This is a genomic window from Cupriavidus sp. 22TCCZM04-2 (assembly GCF_057798895.1).
Window position 1 is genome coordinate 1 of record NZ_JBYOJS010000005.1, and the last position, 17,031, is coordinate 17,031.

17 protein-coding genes are annotated in these 17,031 nt (G+C 66.2%); 12 read left to right on the top strand and 5 right to left on the bottom strand.

The features are described from left to right. Positions 1–690: 690 nt before the first annotated feature. The 3 genes from AC3FKG_RS10005 to AC3FKG_RS10015 all read left to right on the top strand — a co-directional run bounded on the left by AC3FKG_RS10005 (position 691) and on the right by AC3FKG_RS10015 (position 3,203). On the top strand, positions 691–1,077 hold the full coding sequence (locus AC3FKG_RS10005; RefSeq protein ID WP_483709660.1) for a DUF488 domain-containing protein: 387 nt from the start codon (positions 691–693) through the stop codon (positions 1,075–1,077). 104 nt (positions 1,078–1,181) lie between these two features. Then, entirely contained in the window at positions 1,182–2,426 is a 1,245-nt protein-coding gene (locus AC3FKG_RS10010; protein ID WP_483709661.1) for a nucleoside recognition domain-containing protein, read from the top strand. Between the two features lie 498 nt (positions 2,427–2,924). Further along, on the top strand, positions 2,925–3,203 hold the full coding sequence (locus AC3FKG_RS10015) for a DUF1488 family protein (RefSeq protein ID WP_483709662.1): 279 nt from the start codon (positions 2,925–2,927) through the stop codon (positions 3,201–3,203). Between the two features lie 17 nt (positions 3,204–3,220). On the opposite strand, the gene AC3FKG_RS10020 is transcribed toward AC3FKG_RS10015, so the two are convergent. Beyond that, the gene (locus tag AC3FKG_RS10020) at positions 3,221–3,691 is read right to left on the bottom strand and encodes a universal stress protein (protein WP_488742973.1); all 471 of its coding nucleotides are present in this window, start codon (positions 3,689–3,691) and stop codon (positions 3,221–3,223) included. Positions 3,692–3,841: 150 nt separating this feature from the next. On the opposite strand from AC3FKG_RS10020, the gene AC3FKG_RS10025 reads away from it, so the two are divergent. Both AC3FKG_RS10025 and AC3FKG_RS10030 read left to right on the top strand, forming a co-directional pair. Next, on the top strand, positions 3,842–5,065 hold the full coding sequence (locus AC3FKG_RS10025) for a helix-turn-helix domain-containing protein (protein WP_488742974.1): 1,224 nt from the start codon (positions 3,842–3,844) through the stop codon (positions 5,063–5,065). A gap of 37 nt (positions 5,066–5,102) precedes the next feature. Continuing rightward, positions 5,103–5,756: a Vgb family protein gene (locus tag AC3FKG_RS10030; RefSeq protein ID WP_483711563.1), complete on the top strand. Its 654-nt coding sequence runs from the start codon at positions 5,103–5,105 to the stop codon at positions 5,754–5,756. Positions 5,757–5,761: 5 nt separating this feature from the next. On the opposite strand, the gene AC3FKG_RS10035 is transcribed toward AC3FKG_RS10030, so the two are convergent. Beyond that, entirely contained in the window at positions 5,762–6,505 is a 744-nt protein-coding gene (locus tag AC3FKG_RS10035) for an endonuclease/exonuclease/phosphatase family protein (protein ID WP_483709665.1), read from the bottom strand. Next, positions 6,502–8,706 (bottom strand): VTT domain-containing protein, encoded by a 2,205-nt coding sequence (locus tag AC3FKG_RS10040; RefSeq protein WP_488742975.1) that lies wholly within the window; start codon positions 8,704–8,706, stop codon positions 6,502–6,504. The genes AC3FKG_RS10035 and AC3FKG_RS10040 overlap by 4 nt, the downstream gene beginning before the upstream one ends. Before the next feature lie 240 nt (positions 8,707–8,946). Here AC3FKG_RS10040 and paaA point away from each other — a divergent pair, with 240 nt between their 5' ends. The 7 genes from paaA (at position 8,947) to AC3FKG_RS10075 (ending at position 14,412) form a co-directional block, all read left to right on the top strand. Next, entirely contained in the window at positions 8,947–9,960 is a 1,014-nt protein-coding gene (paaA, locus tag AC3FKG_RS10045; protein ID WP_488742976.1) for a 1,2-phenylacetyl-CoA epoxidase subunit PaaA, read from the top strand. A gap of 22 nt (positions 9,961–9,982) precedes the next feature. After that, positions 9,983–10,270: a 1,2-phenylacetyl-CoA epoxidase subunit PaaB gene (gene paaB / locus AC3FKG_RS10050; RefSeq protein WP_483709668.1), complete on the top strand. Its 288-nt coding sequence runs from the start codon at positions 9,983–9,985 to the stop codon at positions 10,268–10,270. A 12-nt stretch (positions 10,271–10,282) separates the two neighbouring features. Continuing rightward, a complete protein-coding gene (gene paaC / locus AC3FKG_RS10055; protein ID WP_483709669.1) occupies positions 10,283–11,125 on the top strand; it encodes a 1,2-phenylacetyl-CoA epoxidase subunit PaaC in 843 nt (280 codons plus the stop codon). A gap of 30 nt (positions 11,126–11,155) precedes the next feature. After that, positions 11,156–11,710, top strand: a complete 555-nt coding sequence (gene paaD, locus AC3FKG_RS10060; RefSeq protein ID WP_483709670.1) for a 1,2-phenylacetyl-CoA epoxidase subunit PaaD — start codon at positions 11,156–11,158, stop codon at positions 11,708–11,710. Between the two features lie 31 nt (positions 11,711–11,741). Further along, positions 11,742–12,830 (top strand): 1,2-phenylacetyl-CoA epoxidase subunit PaaE, encoded by a 1,089-nt coding sequence (gene paaE / locus AC3FKG_RS10065; protein WP_488742977.1) that lies wholly within the window; start codon positions 11,742–11,744, stop codon positions 12,828–12,830. Positions 12,831–12,937: 107 nt separating this feature from the next. After that, positions 12,938–13,732, top strand: a complete 795-nt coding sequence (locus AC3FKG_RS10070) for a DUF1835 domain-containing protein (protein WP_483709672.1) — start codon at positions 12,938–12,940, stop codon at positions 13,730–13,732. 44 nt (positions 13,733–13,776) lie between these two features. Next, the gene (locus tag AC3FKG_RS10075) at positions 13,777–14,412 is read left to right on the top strand and encodes a TetR/AcrR family transcriptional regulator (RefSeq protein WP_483709674.1); all 636 of its coding nucleotides are present in this window, start codon (positions 13,777–13,779) and stop codon (positions 14,410–14,412) included. Between the two features lie 19 nt (positions 14,413–14,431). On the opposite strand, the gene kefC is transcribed toward AC3FKG_RS10075, so the two are convergent. After that, positions 14,432–16,243, bottom strand: a complete 1,812-nt coding sequence (kefC, locus tag AC3FKG_RS10080; protein ID WP_488742978.1) for a glutathione-regulated potassium-efflux system protein KefC — start codon at positions 16,241–16,243, stop codon at positions 14,432–14,434. Beyond that, positions 16,240–16,809 carry a glutathione-regulated potassium-efflux system oxidoreductase KefF gene (kefF, locus tag AC3FKG_RS10085; RefSeq protein WP_488742979.1) on the bottom strand — a complete coding sequence of 190 codons (570 nt, stop codon included), beginning with the start codon at positions 16,807–16,809 and terminating at the stop codon, positions 16,240–16,242. Before kefF ends, kefC begins: the two co-directional genes overlap by 4 nt. Between the last annotated feature and the right edge of the window lie 222 nt (positions 16,810–17,031).

Genomic DNA, 17,031 nt, shown 5'->3' on the forward strand with positions numbered 1-17,031 from the left:
GATCAAACTCTTCAGTTCAATCTCTGTGTGGACCCGAAGGTCCTCGCTCTTTCGAGCGGTCGCTCACTCTCAGAAAACTGACTGACCAGATCCGAAAATCCAGTCACGTTTTGCTGTGCGAGCACTGTATAACTTGTGAAGCTCCGAAGTCCGAAAACTTCGTGCGTCCGCTACCCAGCGCCCACACTTATCGGTTGTTTGGTTGTTAAAGAGCTTCGCCGCCGGCTTTGCCGCTCAGCGCGCTGCGTTGTTTGCAGCAGAGAAACGAGATTATGTAGCACTTTCTTCGTTTCGTCAACCAGGTCAGCAATCTTTTTTGCTCCGTTCGTCACGCCAACTTCGCGCCGCCGAACCACCCGATCAACCCCGCAACCCTTGCTGCGTCTGCTTTGCAGCGCCGCGTTGTGTTGCGAGGGGGCGAATATTACGGCGGCCCGCCGGCTTTGGCAAGCCATTCCGGAAAATAATTCCAGGCGACAGAAAGACGGCGCATGAAGCATGAGAAAGCGCGCGTTGGGATCCGCTATCCGCTCACTGTTCGGACGCCCTCCAAATGCCAGTGCACATATATATAAGGATGTTCCGAACAGACGACCGCCCCAAGCGCCACATGCAGGCGTTTGTCATGCGCGACACGATGATTCATCATCGAAGACTTCAGCATCTCGCAACTGCCGTGCGGAGACTTCCATGACCATCCGGATTGTTCGATTGGGTTCCCCGCGCGCCGCGGATGAAGGCCTTCGCATTGGCACGGTCCGACGCCCGCCTCGGGGCGTCCCCAAGGCAGAGTTTGCCAGCCGCGATTACTACGACGTCTGGTATCCCGTCCTGTCGCCCTCGGCTGAACTGGTCGCCGAGGCACTTTCCGCCGAGGACGATAAAGCCTGGCGCACCTTCGTCAGGCATTTCCGCAAGGAGATGGCCGAGCCCGATGCCAGCCATACGCTGGACCTGCTGGCAGCGCTCTCGCATAAGGCCAATTTCTCCGTGGGCTGCTATTGCGAAGACGAGGCGCACTGTCACCGCTCGGTACTGCGCGAACTGCTCGCCGAGCGCGGCGCACAAATCGCCTGACGAAGATCCTGCCACCCGCAACGGCGCGCGGCTATGATGCGACGCTTGTCCGGGTCCGGGGCCGCAAATCCGACCCGGCCATCCCTTCTTCGTCCTGACTTCCGATGGTCCTGAACTTCGTCTGGCTCGGTTTCTTCCTGACTGCCTTCCTGGCGGCGTGCATACGGCTCGCCAATGGCGACGTTGCAGTGTTCCCGGCGATGCTGGCCAGCCTGTTTGACAGCGCCCGCACAGCATTCGAGATCGCTTTGGGACTGGCCGGGATCATGAGCCTCTGGCTCGGCATCATGCGGATTGGCGAGCGCGCCGGCGTCGTGGATGCCTTTGCGCGGCTGGTGAACCCGCTGCTGCGTCACTTCTTCCCCGGCGTGCCGCAAGGCCATCCGGCCCAGGGCGCAATGATGATGAACATCTCGGCCAACCTGCTCGGGCTGGACAACGCCGCGACGCCGCTGGGCCTCAACGCGATGCGCGAACTCCAGACACTGAACCCGCGTCCTGAAGTGGCGACCAATGCCCAGATCATGTTCATCGTACTGAATACCGCTGGCCTGACGCTGATCCCGACTTCGGTCATCGCCATGCGGCAGGCCATTGCGATCAAGCAAGGGCTGGTCGGGTTCAATGCGGCGGATATCTTCCTTCCAACGCTGCTGGCCACCGGTGGCTCGTTCGTGGCAGGCCTGCTGGCGGTTGCATGGGTCCAGCGGCTGAACCTGTTCCGGCCGGCGGTGCTCGCCGCCTTTGCCATGGCCGCGCTAGGCCTGGGTGGACTCCTGGCCTGGCTTCGTCATGCGTCACCGGACAAGGTGAGCCAGCTCACAGCACTGGCAGGCAGCGGCTTCATTCTTTCGCTGATCACCCTCTTCCTGGTGTGCGGCGCCATACGCCGCATCAACGTCTATGAAGCCTTTATCGATGGCGCCAAGGAAGGCTTCGGCGTCGCCGTGCAAATCATTCCATACCTTGTTGCGATCCTGGTGGCAATCGGGCTATTCCGAGCTACCGGCTGTATGGACATTCTGATGCACGGCCTGACCGCCGGCTTCGCCTGGCTGGGCCTTGATACGGAGTTCGTGCCCGCGCTGCCCGTCGGGTTAATGAAGATCCTCTCCGGCGCCGGCGCCCGCGGACTGATGGTGGATGTGATGACGACCTATGGCGTAGGTTCCTTCCAGGGCCGGCTTGCAGCCATCATCCAAGGATCGACCGAGACCACGTTCTATGTCCTGGCGGTCTATTTCGGCAGCGTCAACGTGCGCAATACGCGGCAGGCGCTCGCATGCGCGCTGGTGGCCGATGTCGCCGGCTTGTTCTGCGCTGTCGGGGCTGCGTATCTGTTTCGATAGAACTTGAAAGAAGCGCCGCATTCGCCGCACGACAGCAAAATTCGGCCGCGCTCGTTGTAGTGACACAACACAATGTGTCAAAAGCAGAACATTCCCTGATCACTACTTGGTGCGTCGCAACAAGACGTGTATAGTGAAGTCTGTCTCCTCCACCACCTCGGTGGATTCCAACCCGCGCAGAACACTGCGCGGGTTTTTTTTGCCCGAAATCTGGCAAAGCTGACCCCGTCATTGGCTTTCCGCCGCGACCGCAGGCGCAATCCGGACGCGGCCCGAACTTGAGGCGATTGCCTCGCGATGATGCAACAGTGCTGCGGATCGTTGCGGACGACACATGGATTCGCTGATTTGCCGCATCGCACCAATTCTGCCGTCGCGGAGCGGAGCCAGTTGTTTCACCGTGCCCGATTCGACGCAAGGGCGATTTGCAGCCTTTACCACGCCGACCAATGTCCTAGACTGTTGTCATTGATTCGTCGACCGCACGAGGGGTACGTCATGTCCGCTGTCTCGTTTCCTCGCGCCACCCCGACCTACTGCGCGGTCAGCCTGAGGCTGTCCTGCCCGGCAACGGTCAACGGCAGTCCAACCCGGTATTCCGTCACAGCCGAAGCGCTCGAAGCGCACTTCGGCGCGCGTTCGCCGCGCGAGGAGGACCTGCTGGCTGCGTTTACCAGCAATCGCCAGCGCATCGAGCAACTGGCGGAAAGCCTGTTCGAACTGACCGAAGCCCGCGAGATCGTGCTGCGCAGCGGACATTTCCGCTTCGCGGGCTGACCGCCGGCCCCTGTAACTCAGTCCGCGGCGCCTTCACCACGCACCAGCAGCACCGGCATGGTGGATTGCCGGATCACCGCCTCGGCCACGCTGCCCAGCACCAGCCGGCGCACGCCGCGCCGCCCATGCGTGCCAATCACGAGCAAATCGGCCCCCCACTGATGCGCCGCTTCATTGATGGAGGCCCCGATGTCGCCCGGTACGGGTGCTTCGCTCACCAGCCTGGTTTCGTGCTTCACATTGGCGGCGGCCAGGTGCCTGGCGGCCTCTTCGAGCGCGCGCTGCCCACTCTCTACGAACGCCTTCTGAACCTGGCTTGGATCGTAGAAGCCCGCATCGAAAAGCGGCGTCGCGCTGTCCACGACATAGAGAGCGAGCACGGTTGCGCCGCCCGGGCCCGCCACCCGAACCGCCTCATCCAGGGCCAGGGTGGACGTGCTGCTGCCGTCCACCGCTACCACGATCTTGTTGTACGCCGCGCCGGTCATCTTCGTTACCTCCGTGGACAGGAAAAGGGAATGGCGGCTGCAAGCCGCCTTTCCCATACTACACGTGCTGCCTGCGGCACGCGGCGGACAGCCGCATGCTAGATTACGCGCGATCACCAACGATGAGATGAGAAGCGTGGCGGAATCCGGATGGACTCGCTAATCACAGCTGCCGCTTGCGCGCTTGCGTCAGGTGATCCGCTCGGCGCGCTCAACCGCGTCGCCCTCCGTGACGATGCACCGGCGCTGGCGCTCCGCGGGATCGCCATGGCGCAACTGGGCGATTTTGCCCGGGCCAAGGCACTGTTGCGTGCCGCCGCGCGCGCGTTCGGCCCGAAGGAGGCAGTGGCTGGCGCGCGTTGCATCGTCGCCGAGGCCGAGATCGCCCTCGCCTCGCGAGACCTGGGCTGCCCAGTCCGGGCGCTGGACGCGGCGCGCGCCACGCTGGAAGCGCACGGCGACCGAGCCAACGCAGCGCATGCCCACTATCTGCAGGTCCGTCGCCTGCTGCTGACCGGCCATCTCGATGAGGCTGAACACCGGCTTGCCGGACTGGATCTCGCTACGCCCCTGCCGCCCGCCCTGCGGGCCGCGCACGAACTTGTCGCGGCCGGCATCGCAATCCGGCGCCTGCGGACGACGGCGGCCCGCGTCGCGCTCGGCCGGGCCGCCGACGCGGCGCGTCAGGCCGGCATTCCTGCCTTGATGGCCGAGGTGGAAAACGCCTCCGTCGTCCTCGATACGCCTGCTGCACGCTTGCTCACGCGCGGCAGCGAGCGGTTGCTCCGGCTCGACGAAGTGGAAACGCTACTGGCCTCCGGAACACTGGTGGTCGATGCGTGTCGCCTCGTCGTGCGCAACAACCACAGCGTGGTCGCGCTTGCCCGGCGCCCGGTGTTGTTCGCCCTTGCACGCATGCTTGGAGAAGCGTGGCCGGACGATGTGCCGCGCGACACGCTGATCGCGCGCGCGTTCCGCACGAAGTTCTCCGATGCTTCGCACCGTGCGCGGCTGCGCGTGGAGATCGGCCGGCTTCGCGCGGCGCTTGGGCCGCTGGGTGACATCACGGCGACTGGCCGCGGATTCGCGCTCGCGCCCCGCGATGCAACCGATGTCGCCGTGCTGGCACTCCCCGTCGAAGACGCCTACGCCACCGTACTAGCCTGCCTGGCCGATGGCGAGTCGTGGTCAAGCTCAGCTCTGGCGCTTGCGCTCGGCGCCAGCCAGCGCACCATGCAGCGCGCCCTCGATGCCCTGGCGGCAACGGGCAAGGTGCAGCCCGTCGGCCACGGCCGCGCGCGTCGCTGGATGACGCCCCCTATCCCTGGATTCGCGACGACCTTGTTACTCCCTGCGCCGCTGCCAGGCAGCTAGCATGAAACGCACATCAACCCGTGACGAGGACAGGAACATGAAGCGATCATCAGCAGCGGAAATCATTCGGGAATACGGCCCGTTCCCGGGCGTCGACGCCATCCACGGCGTCACCTACGACGGACGCCAGGTATGGTTCGCCTCCGGCGACAAGCTCAACGCGCTCGATCCGGCCAGCGGGCAGACAGTGCGCGCCATCGAATTGCCCGCGCATGCGGGAACAGCGTTCGACGGACAACACTTGTTCCAGATCTCCGAGAGCCGCATCGAGAAAATCGATCCACAGACCGGCCGCGTGCTTGCCACCATTCCCGCGCCCGGCGGCGGAGGCGACTCGGGTCTGGCCTGGGCGGAAGGATCTCTCTGGGTGGGGCAATATCGCGAGCGAAAGATCCACCAGCTTGACCCGGAAACCGGCAAAGTGCTTCGCACCCTGGAGTCGAACCGCTTCGTAACCGGCGTCACATGGGTCGATGGCGAACTATGGCACGGCACATGGGAAGGCGAAGCCAGCGATCTGCGGCGCATTGATCCTCGCTCCGGCGAAGTCTTGGAGCGGCTCGAGATGCCAGCGGGTGTCAGCGTGAGCGGGCTCGAATCCGATGGCGGGGACCAGTTCTACTGTGGCGGCGGCAGCAGCGGAAAGCTCAGAGCGGTGCGCCGCCCTAGGAAGGATGCCGCGCAGGCATGACCCACCTACCTTGAACTGAGCTGCATGCGCGCCAGCAGCGGCAGGTGATCGGAGGCGAGCCGCGCGAGCGGGCTGCGGTGGCTTGCCACCGCGACCAGGTGCGCGCGCGGCGAGGTCCAGATCCGATCGAGCGCGAGCAGCGGGCAGCGCGACGGAAACGTCGAGACATGCGGCGTGCGTTCGAAATACGCATGCAACCAGCGCAACGGCCGGCCCCACAGGAACCATTCATTGACATCGCCCAGCAGGATGGTCGGCTGGGCCGGGACTTCGGCCAGCGCTGTAAGCAGCTTGCGCACCTGCGCACGGCGCTCGCCGGGTCGCAGGCCGAGGTGCGTGGCGATCACGCGCAACGCGAAGGTGCCGGACTCGACCGCATTGCAGGCGAGCTGCGCATCGATCGCGCCGCGTGGTTCGTACCCGTTCACGCTGAGATCGATGTGACGAACGGCCATCGGTGGGTAGCGCGTCAGCAAGGCATTGCCATAGTCGCCGCCATCGCGCACCAGCGTCGGTCCCGGTATCGCGTGCAGCCCGGTATGTTCGGACAGAAAGCGCAGCATGTCGAAGCCGGTGGCGCGGGTTTCCACCTCCTGCAGCGCGACCAGGTCGGCGCGCAGTTCGCGCAGCACTTCGCAGATCCGCTTGGGTACGAAATGCCCGTCAGTACCGACGCCGCCGTGGATGTTGTAGCTGGCCACCATGATTTCGGCATGCCTGGCCGCCACGGCCGGGGTGGGCGCGTTCATTGCGGCCGCTCGCTCGATGCGGCGCGCGTGCCGCTCGTGTGGACGACGCCTGTGCCGCATGCAGGGCCTTGCCGGGCCCGTGTGCGGCGCTGCCGTCTTCGCCGCAGGAACAGCCACAGGCCGGCCGGCAGCAATAACACAAGCCCCAGCAGCGCGAATGTCGCGGCGCCGGGATTGTGCGCCACGGCGGCGATGCGGTCGACCAATGACGCCGACACGATGATGCCCGGCGACATGCCGATGGCGGTCCCCAGCAGGCAATCGCGCAGGCGGATGCGCGACGCGCCGACCACGAGATTGACCAGCGTGAACGGCGCCACCGGCACGAGTCTTAGCGCCACCATCGCCAGCACGCCGTGCTGGCCGACCCGCTGGCTGAGCCGGTTCAGCCGCCGGCCGCCAAAGCGCTGCACCGCATCGCGACCGAGCAGGCGTCCGGCCGTGTAGCCCGCTGCCGTGCCCAGCACCGTGCCGGCCAGCGCCACCGCGGCCCCATACAACGGCCCGAACACCACCACCGTCACCACGATCAGCACGGTCACGGGGAACATCATCAACCCGCCAACGACATACGCTCCCAACATGACGAGCGGGGCCAGGGGCATGTCGTCGACCCGTTCCATCAGCGCCAGCAGATGCCGGAAGTCGGTCCACTCGCGCAGCGGCGTGTAGCGCCATGCGAACACCACGCCGGCCAGCGCGAGCACGAAAACCACCAGCATGGCCACGTGGCTGGCCGCGCGCGGCCGCGTCTCGTGGCCGATGAACTCCGCCATCACCTGGTCGGTGTCGATGGGCTCGATCGGGTCGAGCAGCGTGGCGTCGGGCAGCACGGCGTCGACATCTTCGGCAACGCTCGGCGTAAAAGGCTCCAGCGTGCGGCCTTCGGTCCGATGCAGCGCGCGCAGCGCGTCATGCAGCCGGGGATGCGTTGCCATCGCCCGATGCAGGACCTCGGGCGTGACCGCAAGGTGTTCGCAAAGCAGCCGGTCGCGCATCGCGCGGATCGAAGCCGCGATACGGGCGTCGCCGTTCGATTCGATAACCAGGTTGCATTCGGTATCGAGCCCGAAGGACCGGTTGCTGAGGTTCGCCGAGCCGATCGTCAGCAGGCGGTCGTCCACGACCATCACCTTGCTGTGGACGTTGACGCAGGCGCTTCGCAAGCCGGGCACTTCCGGACAATAGAGCCGGAAACGACCATGCGCATCGGCCGCGCGCAGGTCCCGGCAGAGTCGCGCCCGCAGTACGCCCATGGTGGCCTCCTCCAGCCAGCCGCTTTCCGAGCGGCGCGAGACCAGGGCGATGTCGGGCCCCTCGGGGTCGCGCAGGCGCGACGCAAAGGCGTCGGCAATCAGTCCCGAACTGAAGTACTGGTTTTCGAGATAGAGGCTGCTTTGCGCGGCGGCGATCGCATCGGCGTGGAGTGCGCGAACTTCGCTGACGGCGGGCGCATCGTCGCGGGCCGGATACGTGCGGCTGATGCCGACCGGCATCTCGGTGGCGTCCGGTGAGACCGCGCTGGGCCAAGGGTCCGACTGCGGCATCTCCGGTACGTGCGGATGGCGTCCCGTCGCGTGCAGCCAACGCTCGGCCGCGAGGTCGCCCAAGGCGCGCGCGGCCGCGCCGTCGACCATGCACTGCACGTCATGGAACGGCGCGTAAGGCTTGCCGTCCGGATCGATCCGGCGCGGGTCGTCGGCACGGTGGTCCGGCGTATCCCAGCGGCGGATGGTCAGGTCCAGCCCGCCCACGAACGCAAGACAGTGATCGATGACCACCACCTTCTGGTGGTGCGATGCGCCGGCAGGGTGACTTCCATCCAGGCAGAACGACAGCCGGCGGTGTGCCTGCCAGTGCTGCCGCGCCGCGGGCAGGAACTGGCGCTCGAACGCAAACACCATGGCGAAATCCCAGCTCAGCACATAGATGTGCAGGCCGCTGCGGCGCTCGCACAGGGCATTGAGAAAGTCGCGAAGCTCGGCCGGCAAGCCATCGTCCGGCGCGTCGTACGTCAGTCGCATTCGGCTGTCGATGTCCCACCCGAGGATGAAGATGGTTTGCTCGGCACGCATGAACGCCTCGCGCAGCGCGGTGAAGTAGGCATCCGCATCGACCAGCATCGCAAAGCGCGCGCATGGCTTCACGCGCCAGCAGTTGTGCCCGGGACGTAGCAGCGAAGCTTGAGCATCGTTTGTCATGGCGAACAGTACGCCGCGCAAGTTTCGTACCGATCGCCCAGTCATTGAAGCGAGCCCGCACGCGAGCCCATGTCGCGCCGGCTTTGCTTGTCTTTGTAAAAGTTGCCAGGACGCTGCTTCCGAGCCAGGTCGCGTGGCGCGCATTCCGTTTAATTGACCGACCGGTCGGCTTATATATAATGGGGCCGAACCCAGGCGCAAGCCGGTCGCGAGAACCGGGCGCCGCCAAAGGAGGCTCCCATGTACACGCAGAGTCTGGACTTGCCCGGCAATCCCGCTGCGGTCGCTCCATCCGAGCCTGGCCTCGACGACGCCAGCCGCCAGGCGGCGTTCGATGCACGCATGGCCGCCGACAGCAAGATCGAGCCGCAGGACTGGATGCCGCAGGCGTACCGCAAGACGCTGGTCCGGCAGATCTCCCAGCACGCGCACTCGGAAATTGTCGGCATGCTGCCCGAAGGCAATTGGATCAGCCGCGCGCCATCGCTCAAGCGCAAGGCCATCCTGCTGGCCAAGGTGCAGGATGAAGGCGGCCATGGCCTCTATCTCTATTCCGCCGCCGAAACGCTGAACGCCTCGCGCGACGAAATGATCGATGCGCTGCACACCGGCCGGGCCAAGTATTCGTCGATCTTCAATTACCCGACGCTGACCTGGGCCGACGTCGGCGTGATCGGCTGGCTGGTCGACGGCGCCGCGATCATGAACCAGATTCCGCTGTGCCGCTGCTCGTACGGGCCGTACGCGCGCGCGATGATCCGCATCTGCAAGGAAGAGTCGTTCCACCAGCGCCAGGGCTTCGACGCGCTGCTGGCGATGATGCGCGGCACCGACGCCCAGCGCGAGATGGTGCAGGACGCCGTCAACCGCTGGTGGTTCCCGGTGCTGATGATGTTCGGGCCGCCTGACGCCGCCTCCACCAACAGCACCCAGACCATGGCCTGGGGCATCAAGCGCATCTCGAATGACGACCTGCGCCAGAAATTCGTCGATGCGACGGTCGAGCAGGCCAAGGTACTCGGCGTCACGCTGCCCGACCCGGGCCTGCAATGGAATGACGAGCGCGGCCACTACGACTACAGTCCGCTGGACTGGGACGAGTTCTGGCGCGTGATCAACGGCGACGGGCCGTGCAACCGCGAGCGCCTGGCTACGCGCGTGAAGGCCCATGACGATGGCGCGTGGGTGCGCGAAGCCGCGCTGGCTCACGCCGCCAAGCAGGCTGCGCGCGCGGCGCGGCGTGAAGCCGCCTGAGGCAACGGACAAGGAGACCAGCATGACCCGGAACGAATGGCCGCTGTGGGAAGTGTTCGTGCGCAGTAAGCAGGGCCTGGAGCACAAGCATTGCGGCAGCCTGCATGCGGCCGACGCGCAGCAGGCGCTGCACATGGCGCGCGACGTCTATACGCGCCGCCAGGAAGGCGTGTCGATCTGGGTGGTGCCGTCGACCGCCATCACCGCCAGCGCGCCCGAGGAAAAGGCCGAGCTGTTCGACCCGATGGCCGACAAGATCTACCGGCATCCGACCTTTTACCAGCTGCCCGACGAAGTCAATCACATGTAAGGGCCCGCCACCATGACGACCCCGACGCCCGACCTCGCGCTGTCGCACCTGCCGCCCGAGCGCACCGCGGCGCTGCGCTACGTGCTGCGGCTCGCCGACAATGCGCTGATTCTGGGCCAGCGCAATGCCGAGTGGTGCGGCCACGGCCCGGTGCTCGAAGAGGACATCGCGCTGGCCAATATCAGCCTGGATCTGATCGGCCAGTCCCGGCTGCTCTACGCCCACGCCGGCGAACTCGAAGGCGCACTGACCGGCCGGCCGCGCCATGAGGACGACTACGCGTACTGGCGCGGCGAACGCGAGTTCGGCAACTGGACGCTGGCCGAGCTGCCGCATAGCGGCCCGCTGGCCGGCACCGCGAGCAGCGACCGCGACTACGCCGTCACCATCACGCGCAATTTCCTGTACAGCGCGCTGATGGTCGAGCTGTGGAACGTGCTGCAGGCCAGCACCGACTCCGGGCTGGCCGCCATCGCGGCGAAGTCGGCCAAGGAAGCGCGCTATCACCTGCACCACGCCGCCGGCTGGATGGTCCGCCTTGGCGACGGCACCGGGGACTCGCACCGGCGCATGCAGCGCGCGCTCGACCATCTGATGCCGTATATGAACGAGTGCTTTGCGGGCGATGACGTGGAGCGGATCGCTGCCGCGCAGGGCGTGGCCGTGCCCACCTCGGACCTGCGCGACGCATGGGAGGCAACGGTCGACGAGACCCTGGAGGTCGCCACGCTCGACAAGCCGGTGCCGAGCGCCTTCGTGTCCACCGGCAAGCACGGCCTGCATTCGGAGCATATGAGCTACCTGCTGGCCGAGATGCAAAGCCTGGCGCGCGCCCATCCCGGCGCGCAGTGGTAGCGCGCGAGCGGCAGCGAACGGGGAGCCGACATGAGTACCGTGGCCAAATCCGACCATGCCAAACGCACCGCGCGTGCCTGGATGGTGCTGGAGGCTGTCCCCGACCCGGAAATCCCGGTGGTGTCGATCCGCGACCTCGGCATCCTGCGCGAGATCGCGGTGGCCGACGGTGCCGTGCTCGAAATCACGATCACGCCGACCTATTCCGGCTGTCCGGCCATGTCGCAGATCGCGGAGGATATCGGCCACGCGCTGGACGCGGCCGGGCTCGGGCCGTGGCGGATCCGCACCGCCCTGTCGCCGGCATGGACGACCGACTGGATCAGCGACGCTGCGCGCGAACGCTTGCGCAAGTTCGGCATTGCCCCGCCGCAGCCGTGCGGCGCAGCGGCAGCAACGCCCGCCGTGCAGCCACTGAACTTCGTCCCACGCGCGGCACGCGCGGGGGCGCCTGACACGGTCGCGTGCCCGCGCTGCGGCAGCTTCCACACGCAGGAAATCTCGCGCTTCGCGTCGACGGCCTGCAAGGCGCTCTACCGCTGCCTGGACTGCCGCGAGCCATTCGACTATTTCAAGCCCTACTAAACCACTGATCCACCGTCCCGAGCGAGCTGCCATGACCCCACAGTTCCATCCGCTGCGCGTGGCGCAGTTGCGCCCCGAGACGGCCGACACGATCTCCATCGCGTTCGAGGTGCCGGAATCCCTGCGCGACGCCTACCGCTTTACGCAGGGCCAGTTCCTGACGCTGAAGGCCCCGGTCGATGGCCAGGATCTGCGCCGCTCGTACTCGATCTGCTGCGGGGTCCAGGACTACGCCGAGCGCGGCGAACTGCGCGTGGCGGTCAAGCTGGTGGAGGACGGCGTGTTTTCCAGCCACCTGCACGACTCCCTCGCGCCCGGCCAGCTCGTCGACGTCATGACGCCGGACGGCCGCTTCTACGTGCCGCTCGACGCCAGCGCGGCGCGCCACTATGTCGCCTTTGCCGCGGGCAGCGGCATCACGCCGGTGCTGTCGCTGATCCGCACCACGCTGGCGGCGGAGCCTCGCAGCCGCTTCACGCTGGTCTACGGCAACCGCAACGTCGACAGCATCATTTTTTCCGAAGCGCTCGAAGACCTGAAGAACCAGTACCTGGCGCATTTCACGCTGTACCACGTGCTGTCGCGCCAGCCGCAGGAAGTCGACCTGCTGCACGGACGCCTGGACCATGCCCGCGTCTCTGCCTTCCTGGCAACGCTGATCCCGGTGGACGATATCGACGCCGCCTTCGTGTGCGGCCCGGCGTCGATGATCGACGAGGTGGAAGCCGCGCTGCGCGACGCCGGGCTGGACCCGCACCGCATCCACGCTGAACGGTTTGGCGTGCCGTTGGATCGCCAGAAGCGCGCCCCGGCCCCCGCCCACGCCGATCATGCCGGCACGGCCGAGCTCGTCGTCGTGCTGGACGGCAAGCAGCACACCATGCGCCTGCCCATGGAAGACGGCAAAGTGCTCGACACCGCGCTGGCCGCAGGCCTGGACCTGCCATATGCGTGCAAGGGCGGCGTTTGTTGCACCTGCCGCGCCAAGGTGCTGGAAGGCCAGGTCGAGATGGAGAAGAACTACACGCTGGAACCGTGGGAAATGGAGAAGGGCTTCGTGCTGACCTGCCAGGCCCGTGCGCTCACGCCGCGGGTCGTGGTCAGCTACGACGAACGCTGAAGCTGCACCATCTAGCGAAGTTGCGCCGTGATTACAATAAGAAAGGGGCGCATTGCCGGCCCACGCAAGGTGACTGAGAACCGTCCCACGCATATACAATCACGGCCATGCAATATATCCACGTCGTCAACGGCGATGTCGCCGGAAATACCCTGCGCCAGGCGCTGGCCCAGGCTGCCCGGCCCGATCCCGTGATCGTGCTGCGCGACGACCTGGCCGTGGGACCGCTTGTCGACGTGGACGGCATTGGCCAGATCCGCGCCGGCTTCTGGCAACGGGTCGCCCCGCACACCGACATCGACTTTCCCGCCGAAATGCGCCAGGCACTGGAGCAGCTGCAGATGCTGCGCCAGAGCGAAATGGAAATCGCGATCTGGCACGGACAGAGCGCCGCCGACCAGCTGATGCTGCGCCGCGTGGTGTTCCACCTGTACCAGGCGCCCCAGCGCATCAATGAAGTGGCCATGGACCTGCGCGAGCTGGAACTGCCGCCGCAGGCCGGCCTGGCCGCGATCGGCATGTACTCGCCGGCGCGGCTGGCGCGGCGCTTCTCGACCATCGCGCCGGTGTCGGTGCTGCGCCTGGGGCGGCTCGGCTACGAATGGCAGCAGAACGTGCGCGAGAATGCCGACGTGCGGCTGTGGAAAGGCAATACGCTGGTACCGGCGGCCTACCACAGCATCGACGACATCATCATGGACCGGGCCCCGGCCGACTGGACACCCGCCGCCCAGGTGGTGGGCAGCGTGATGGGCGCTATCGAAGGCTTGCTGGCCAGCGACTGGTTCGTATTCTGGCGCTGCCGGGAACTGATCTCCACGGGCCGGCTGGTCCTGCGCGGCAACGCGGATTCCCTCGACACTTGCGAACTGCGCCGGCACCTGACGTCCGGCGCGGAATAACGCGCCCTTCCCTTCCCCCTCCCCGGACACCCTGCCGGACCGATATGGCGCGAACCAAGGCCCCCGACTTCGAAGCACAGCGCGAGCAAATCCTGGAACTGGCGGCCGCCGCCTTTGCCAACAGCAGCTATCCGAGCACCTCGATGGCCGACCTGGCCGCCGCCTGCGGCACCTCCAAGGCGCGCCTGTACCACTATTACGAGAGCAAGGAAGCGATCCTGTTCGACCTGCTGGACCGCTACACGCGCCGGCTGATGCTGATCGTCACCGAGGTCGAGGCCGATTCCGAGCGCCAGGGCCGCACCGACCGCGAAAGCTTCGCCAGCCTGATCCGCGCGTTCCTGGCCGAGTACGAGAACTCCCAGACGCGCCATATCGCGCTGATCAATGACGTCAAATTCCTGGCCGAAGAGCAGCGTGTGGTCATCCTCGGCCGCGAGCGCGACGTGGTCGCGGCGTTCTCGCGCATGCTGCGGCGTGCGTACCCGGAACGCGTCACGCGCGAGAACCAGACCGCGCTGACCATGACCGTGTTCGGCATGATCAACTGGACCTTCACCTGGCTCAAGCCGGGCGGCAAGCTGTCCTACGCGGCGTTCGCCGACATGGTGGTGGACCTGCTCGAAGGCGGCCTGCCGGGCAAGACGGGCGCCCCCGCCGAAGCACTGGCCCGCCGCTGAAGGCGGGCCGTCCACGGGATCAAGACCACTCCGCCTCTTCCTGCTGGCGCCGCTGCTCGCGGTCCTGGCGGAACATTTCCTCCAGCTCGTCGCGCGCCTGGCGCGCCAGCGACACCAGCTTCTTCTGGTCGGTGTAGTGCGGATAGAAGCGGTCGATTGCCTGGATGTTGTGGCGGCGGAAACGCAGCGCGACGCTGCGCGCCTGCGCCGGGTCAAACCCCAATCCTTCCAGCACCCGCCGGCCCAGCATCAGCGAGCCCTCGAACATCTCGCGCTCGAACAGCTGCACGCCGCGGTCCTTGAGCTGGTAGATATGCGACACATGGCGCGCCCGTGCGTAGATCTGCAGGTCCGGATAGCGTTCGCGCACGCGGTCGATCAGTTGCAGGCTGTCGTCCATGCCGTCGATGGCCACGACCAGGATGCGCGCCTTGGCGATGCCGGCGGCCTCCAGCAGGTCGAGCCGGGTGGCATCGCCATAGAAGATCGTGAAGCCGTACTGGCGCAGGAACTCGATCTGGTCGGGATCATGGTCCAGCACGGTGACGCCGATGCCCTGCGCATACAGCAAACGGCCGATGATCTGGCCGAAGCGCCCGAAGCCGGCGATCAGCACGGGGTTGTCCTGCGGCGTGATGGCATCGTCGGGGCGCCGGTTCATGGCGCCGACATGCGGTGCTACCAGGCGGTCATAGGCAAGCAGGAGCAACGGCGTGGCCACCATCGACAAGGCCACGATCAGCACCAGCAAGGCTTCGGTTTCGCGTGGCAGCAGGCCGGCGGAGCCGGCCACGCCGAACACGACGAAGGCGAACTCGCCACCCTGCGAGATCAGCAGCGCAAAGAGCAGCCGCTGGCCGCGCGCAATGGCAAAGTACCGCGCCAGCAGCACCAGCACGGCGGTCTTGGCGACGACGAATGCCGCCACCAGGCCGAGCACAGTCGCCGGCGACCGCGCCAGCACCGCGAAGTCGATCGACATCCCGACCGCCATGAAGAACATGCCGAGCAGCAAGCCCTTGAACGGCTCCAGGTCGGCCTCGAGTGCGTGGCGGTACTCGGAATCGGCCAGCAGCACGCCGGCCACGAAGGTGCCCAGCGCCATCGACAGGCCCACTGCGTCCATCATCAGCGCAATGCCCACCACCAGCAGCAGCGCAAACGCGGTGAACATCTCGCGCATGTCCGTGCGGGCGATGAAACGCAGGGCCGGGCGCACGAGGTAGCGGCCGCCGAACACCACGGCGGCAATCACCGCCACGCCCTTGGCCGCCGCCTGCCAGCCGCCTGCGCCGCTGGCGTCGGTCGCGCTTTCCGCCGCCAGCAGCGGCAACAGCGCGATCATCGGGATGGCCGCGATATCCTGGAACAGCAGGATGCCGAAGCTGGCCCCGCCCGCGGGCGTGCCGAACAGGTTGCGCTCGGCCAGCGTGGCCAGGGCGATGGCGGTGGACGAGAGTGCCAGTCCCAGCCCCGCCACCAGCGCCACCGGCCACGGCGCCCCGACCAGCACCGCCAGGATGCCGATCACCAGCGCGCAGGCGGCAAGCTGGACACCGCCATAGCCAAAGATGCTTTGCCGCAGCGCCCAGAGCTTGCGCGGTTCCAGCTCCAGCCCGATCACGAACATCATCAGCACGACGCCGAATTCCGAGAAATGCAGGATCGACTCGACATTGGTCACCATCCGCAGCGCGAACGGGCCAATCGCCGCGCCGGCCAGCAGGTAGCCCAGCACGGCGCCCAGCCCGGTGCGGCGCGCCAGCGGTACCGCCACCACGGCCGCCACCAGGAAAACCACGAGCGCGATCAGGAAATCATGCTGGTTCATGCGCGCACCTCCGCGCCTGCCGCTGCCGGGCCGCCTTCATGGGCGCCGATGCGCCGGCAGACATGGGCAATGTGCTCGGCCAGGACGTGGGCATCGGTGTTGTCGGCATCGTGCAGCACCAGCGGCGGCAGCCAGTCCATGCCGCACAGCCGCGCGGTCTGCTCCAGCGGCAGCAGGAAGGCTTCGATCGCGTGGCCATGGTTGCCTTCGGGCCCATAGGAATCGAACGTGCCGCCGGTACTCGCCACCGCGAGCACGGATTTCCCGCGCAGCGCCGTGCCGCCCGGGCCGTAGGCCCAGCCATATTCGAGCACCTCGTCCAGCCAGAGCTTGAGCAGCGCGGGCACGCTGTACCAGTGCACCGGATATTGCAGGACGACCGTCTCCGCAGCGGCCAGCGCGCGCTGTTCGGTGACGACGTCGATGTCGTAGTCGACATAGCGGCGATAGAGGTCATGGACAGCGACGTGTGGCAGCGACGCCAGCGCTTCCGCCAGCGGACGGTTGACACGCGAATGGCGCGGCTTCGGGTGCGCGTAGATCACAACGATGGGGGATTCGGTCATCGGCACGGAGGTTCAGTCTGGAATATCAGGCGTACCCGCTTCAGCGCGAGCGCCGCGGCCAGAGGAATGCGGCGTTGCACCAAATCCACAGGCAGAACGGTGCAACAATTCATCACATTTTCTTAAACTTTTGATTTTACTCATTATTTTTTGAAAAAACCGACCCGATAGAACCTGTTGCGGCGCAGGAAGCTTACGCCTAACTGACAGTTCCGCTACAAT

Excerpts from the sequence above, each read along its gene's own strand:
- AC3FKG_RS10005 (WP_483709660.1), top strand. The coding sequence starts at position 691 with ATGACCATCCGGATTGTTCGATTGGGTTCCCCGCGCGCCGCGGATGAA.
- AC3FKG_RS10010 (WP_483709661.1), top strand. The coding sequence starts at position 1,182 with ATGGTCCTGAACTTCGTCTGGCTCGGTTTCTTCCTGACTGCCTTCCTG.
- AC3FKG_RS10015 (WP_483709662.1), top strand. The coding sequence starts at position 2,925 with ATGTCCGCTGTCTCGTTTCCTCGCGCCACCCCGACCTACTGCGCGGTC.
- AC3FKG_RS10020 (WP_488742973.1), bottom strand. The coding sequence starts at position 3,691 with ATGACCGGCGCGGCGTACAACAAGATCGTGGTAGCGGTGGACGGCAGC.
- AC3FKG_RS10025 (WP_488742974.1), top strand. The coding sequence starts at position 3,842 with ATGGACTCGCTAATCACAGCTGCCGCTTGCGCGCTTGCGTCAGGTGAT.
- AC3FKG_RS10030 (WP_483711563.1), top strand. The coding sequence starts at position 5,103 with ATGAAGCGATCATCAGCAGCGGAAATCATTCGGGAATACGGCCCGTTC.
- AC3FKG_RS10035 (WP_483709665.1), bottom strand. The coding sequence starts at position 6,505 with ATGAACGCGCCCACCCCGGCCGTGGCGGCCAGGCATGCCGAAATCATG.
- AC3FKG_RS10040 (WP_488742975.1), bottom strand. The coding sequence starts at position 8,706 with ATGACAAACGATGCTCAAGCTTCGCTGCTACGTCCCGGGCACAACTGC.
- paaA (WP_488742976.1), top strand. The coding sequence starts at position 8,947 with ATGTACACGCAGAGTCTGGACTTGCCCGGCAATCCCGCTGCGGTCGCT.
- paaB (WP_483709668.1), top strand. The coding sequence starts at position 9,983 with ATGACCCGGAACGAATGGCCGCTGTGGGAAGTGTTCGTGCGCAGTAAG.
- paaC (WP_483709669.1), top strand. The coding sequence starts at position 10,283 with ATGACGACCCCGACGCCCGACCTCGCGCTGTCGCACCTGCCGCCCGAG.
- paaD (WP_483709670.1), top strand. The coding sequence starts at position 11,156 with ATGAGTACCGTGGCCAAATCCGACCATGCCAAACGCACCGCGCGTGCC.
- paaE (WP_488742977.1), top strand. The coding sequence starts at position 11,742 with ATGACCCCACAGTTCCATCCGCTGCGCGTGGCGCAGTTGCGCCCCGAG.
- AC3FKG_RS10070 (WP_483709672.1), top strand. The coding sequence starts at position 12,938 with ATGCAATATATCCACGTCGTCAACGGCGATGTCGCCGGAAATACCCTG.
- AC3FKG_RS10075 (WP_483709674.1), top strand. The coding sequence starts at position 13,777 with ATGGCGCGAACCAAGGCCCCCGACTTCGAAGCACAGCGCGAGCAAATC.
- kefC (WP_488742978.1), bottom strand. The coding sequence starts at position 16,243 with ATGAACCAGCATGATTTCCTGATCGCGCTCGTGGTTTTCCTGGTGGCG.
- kefF (WP_488742979.1), bottom strand. The coding sequence starts at position 16,809 with ATGACCGAATCCCCCATCGTTGTGATCTACGCGCACCCGAAGCCGCGC.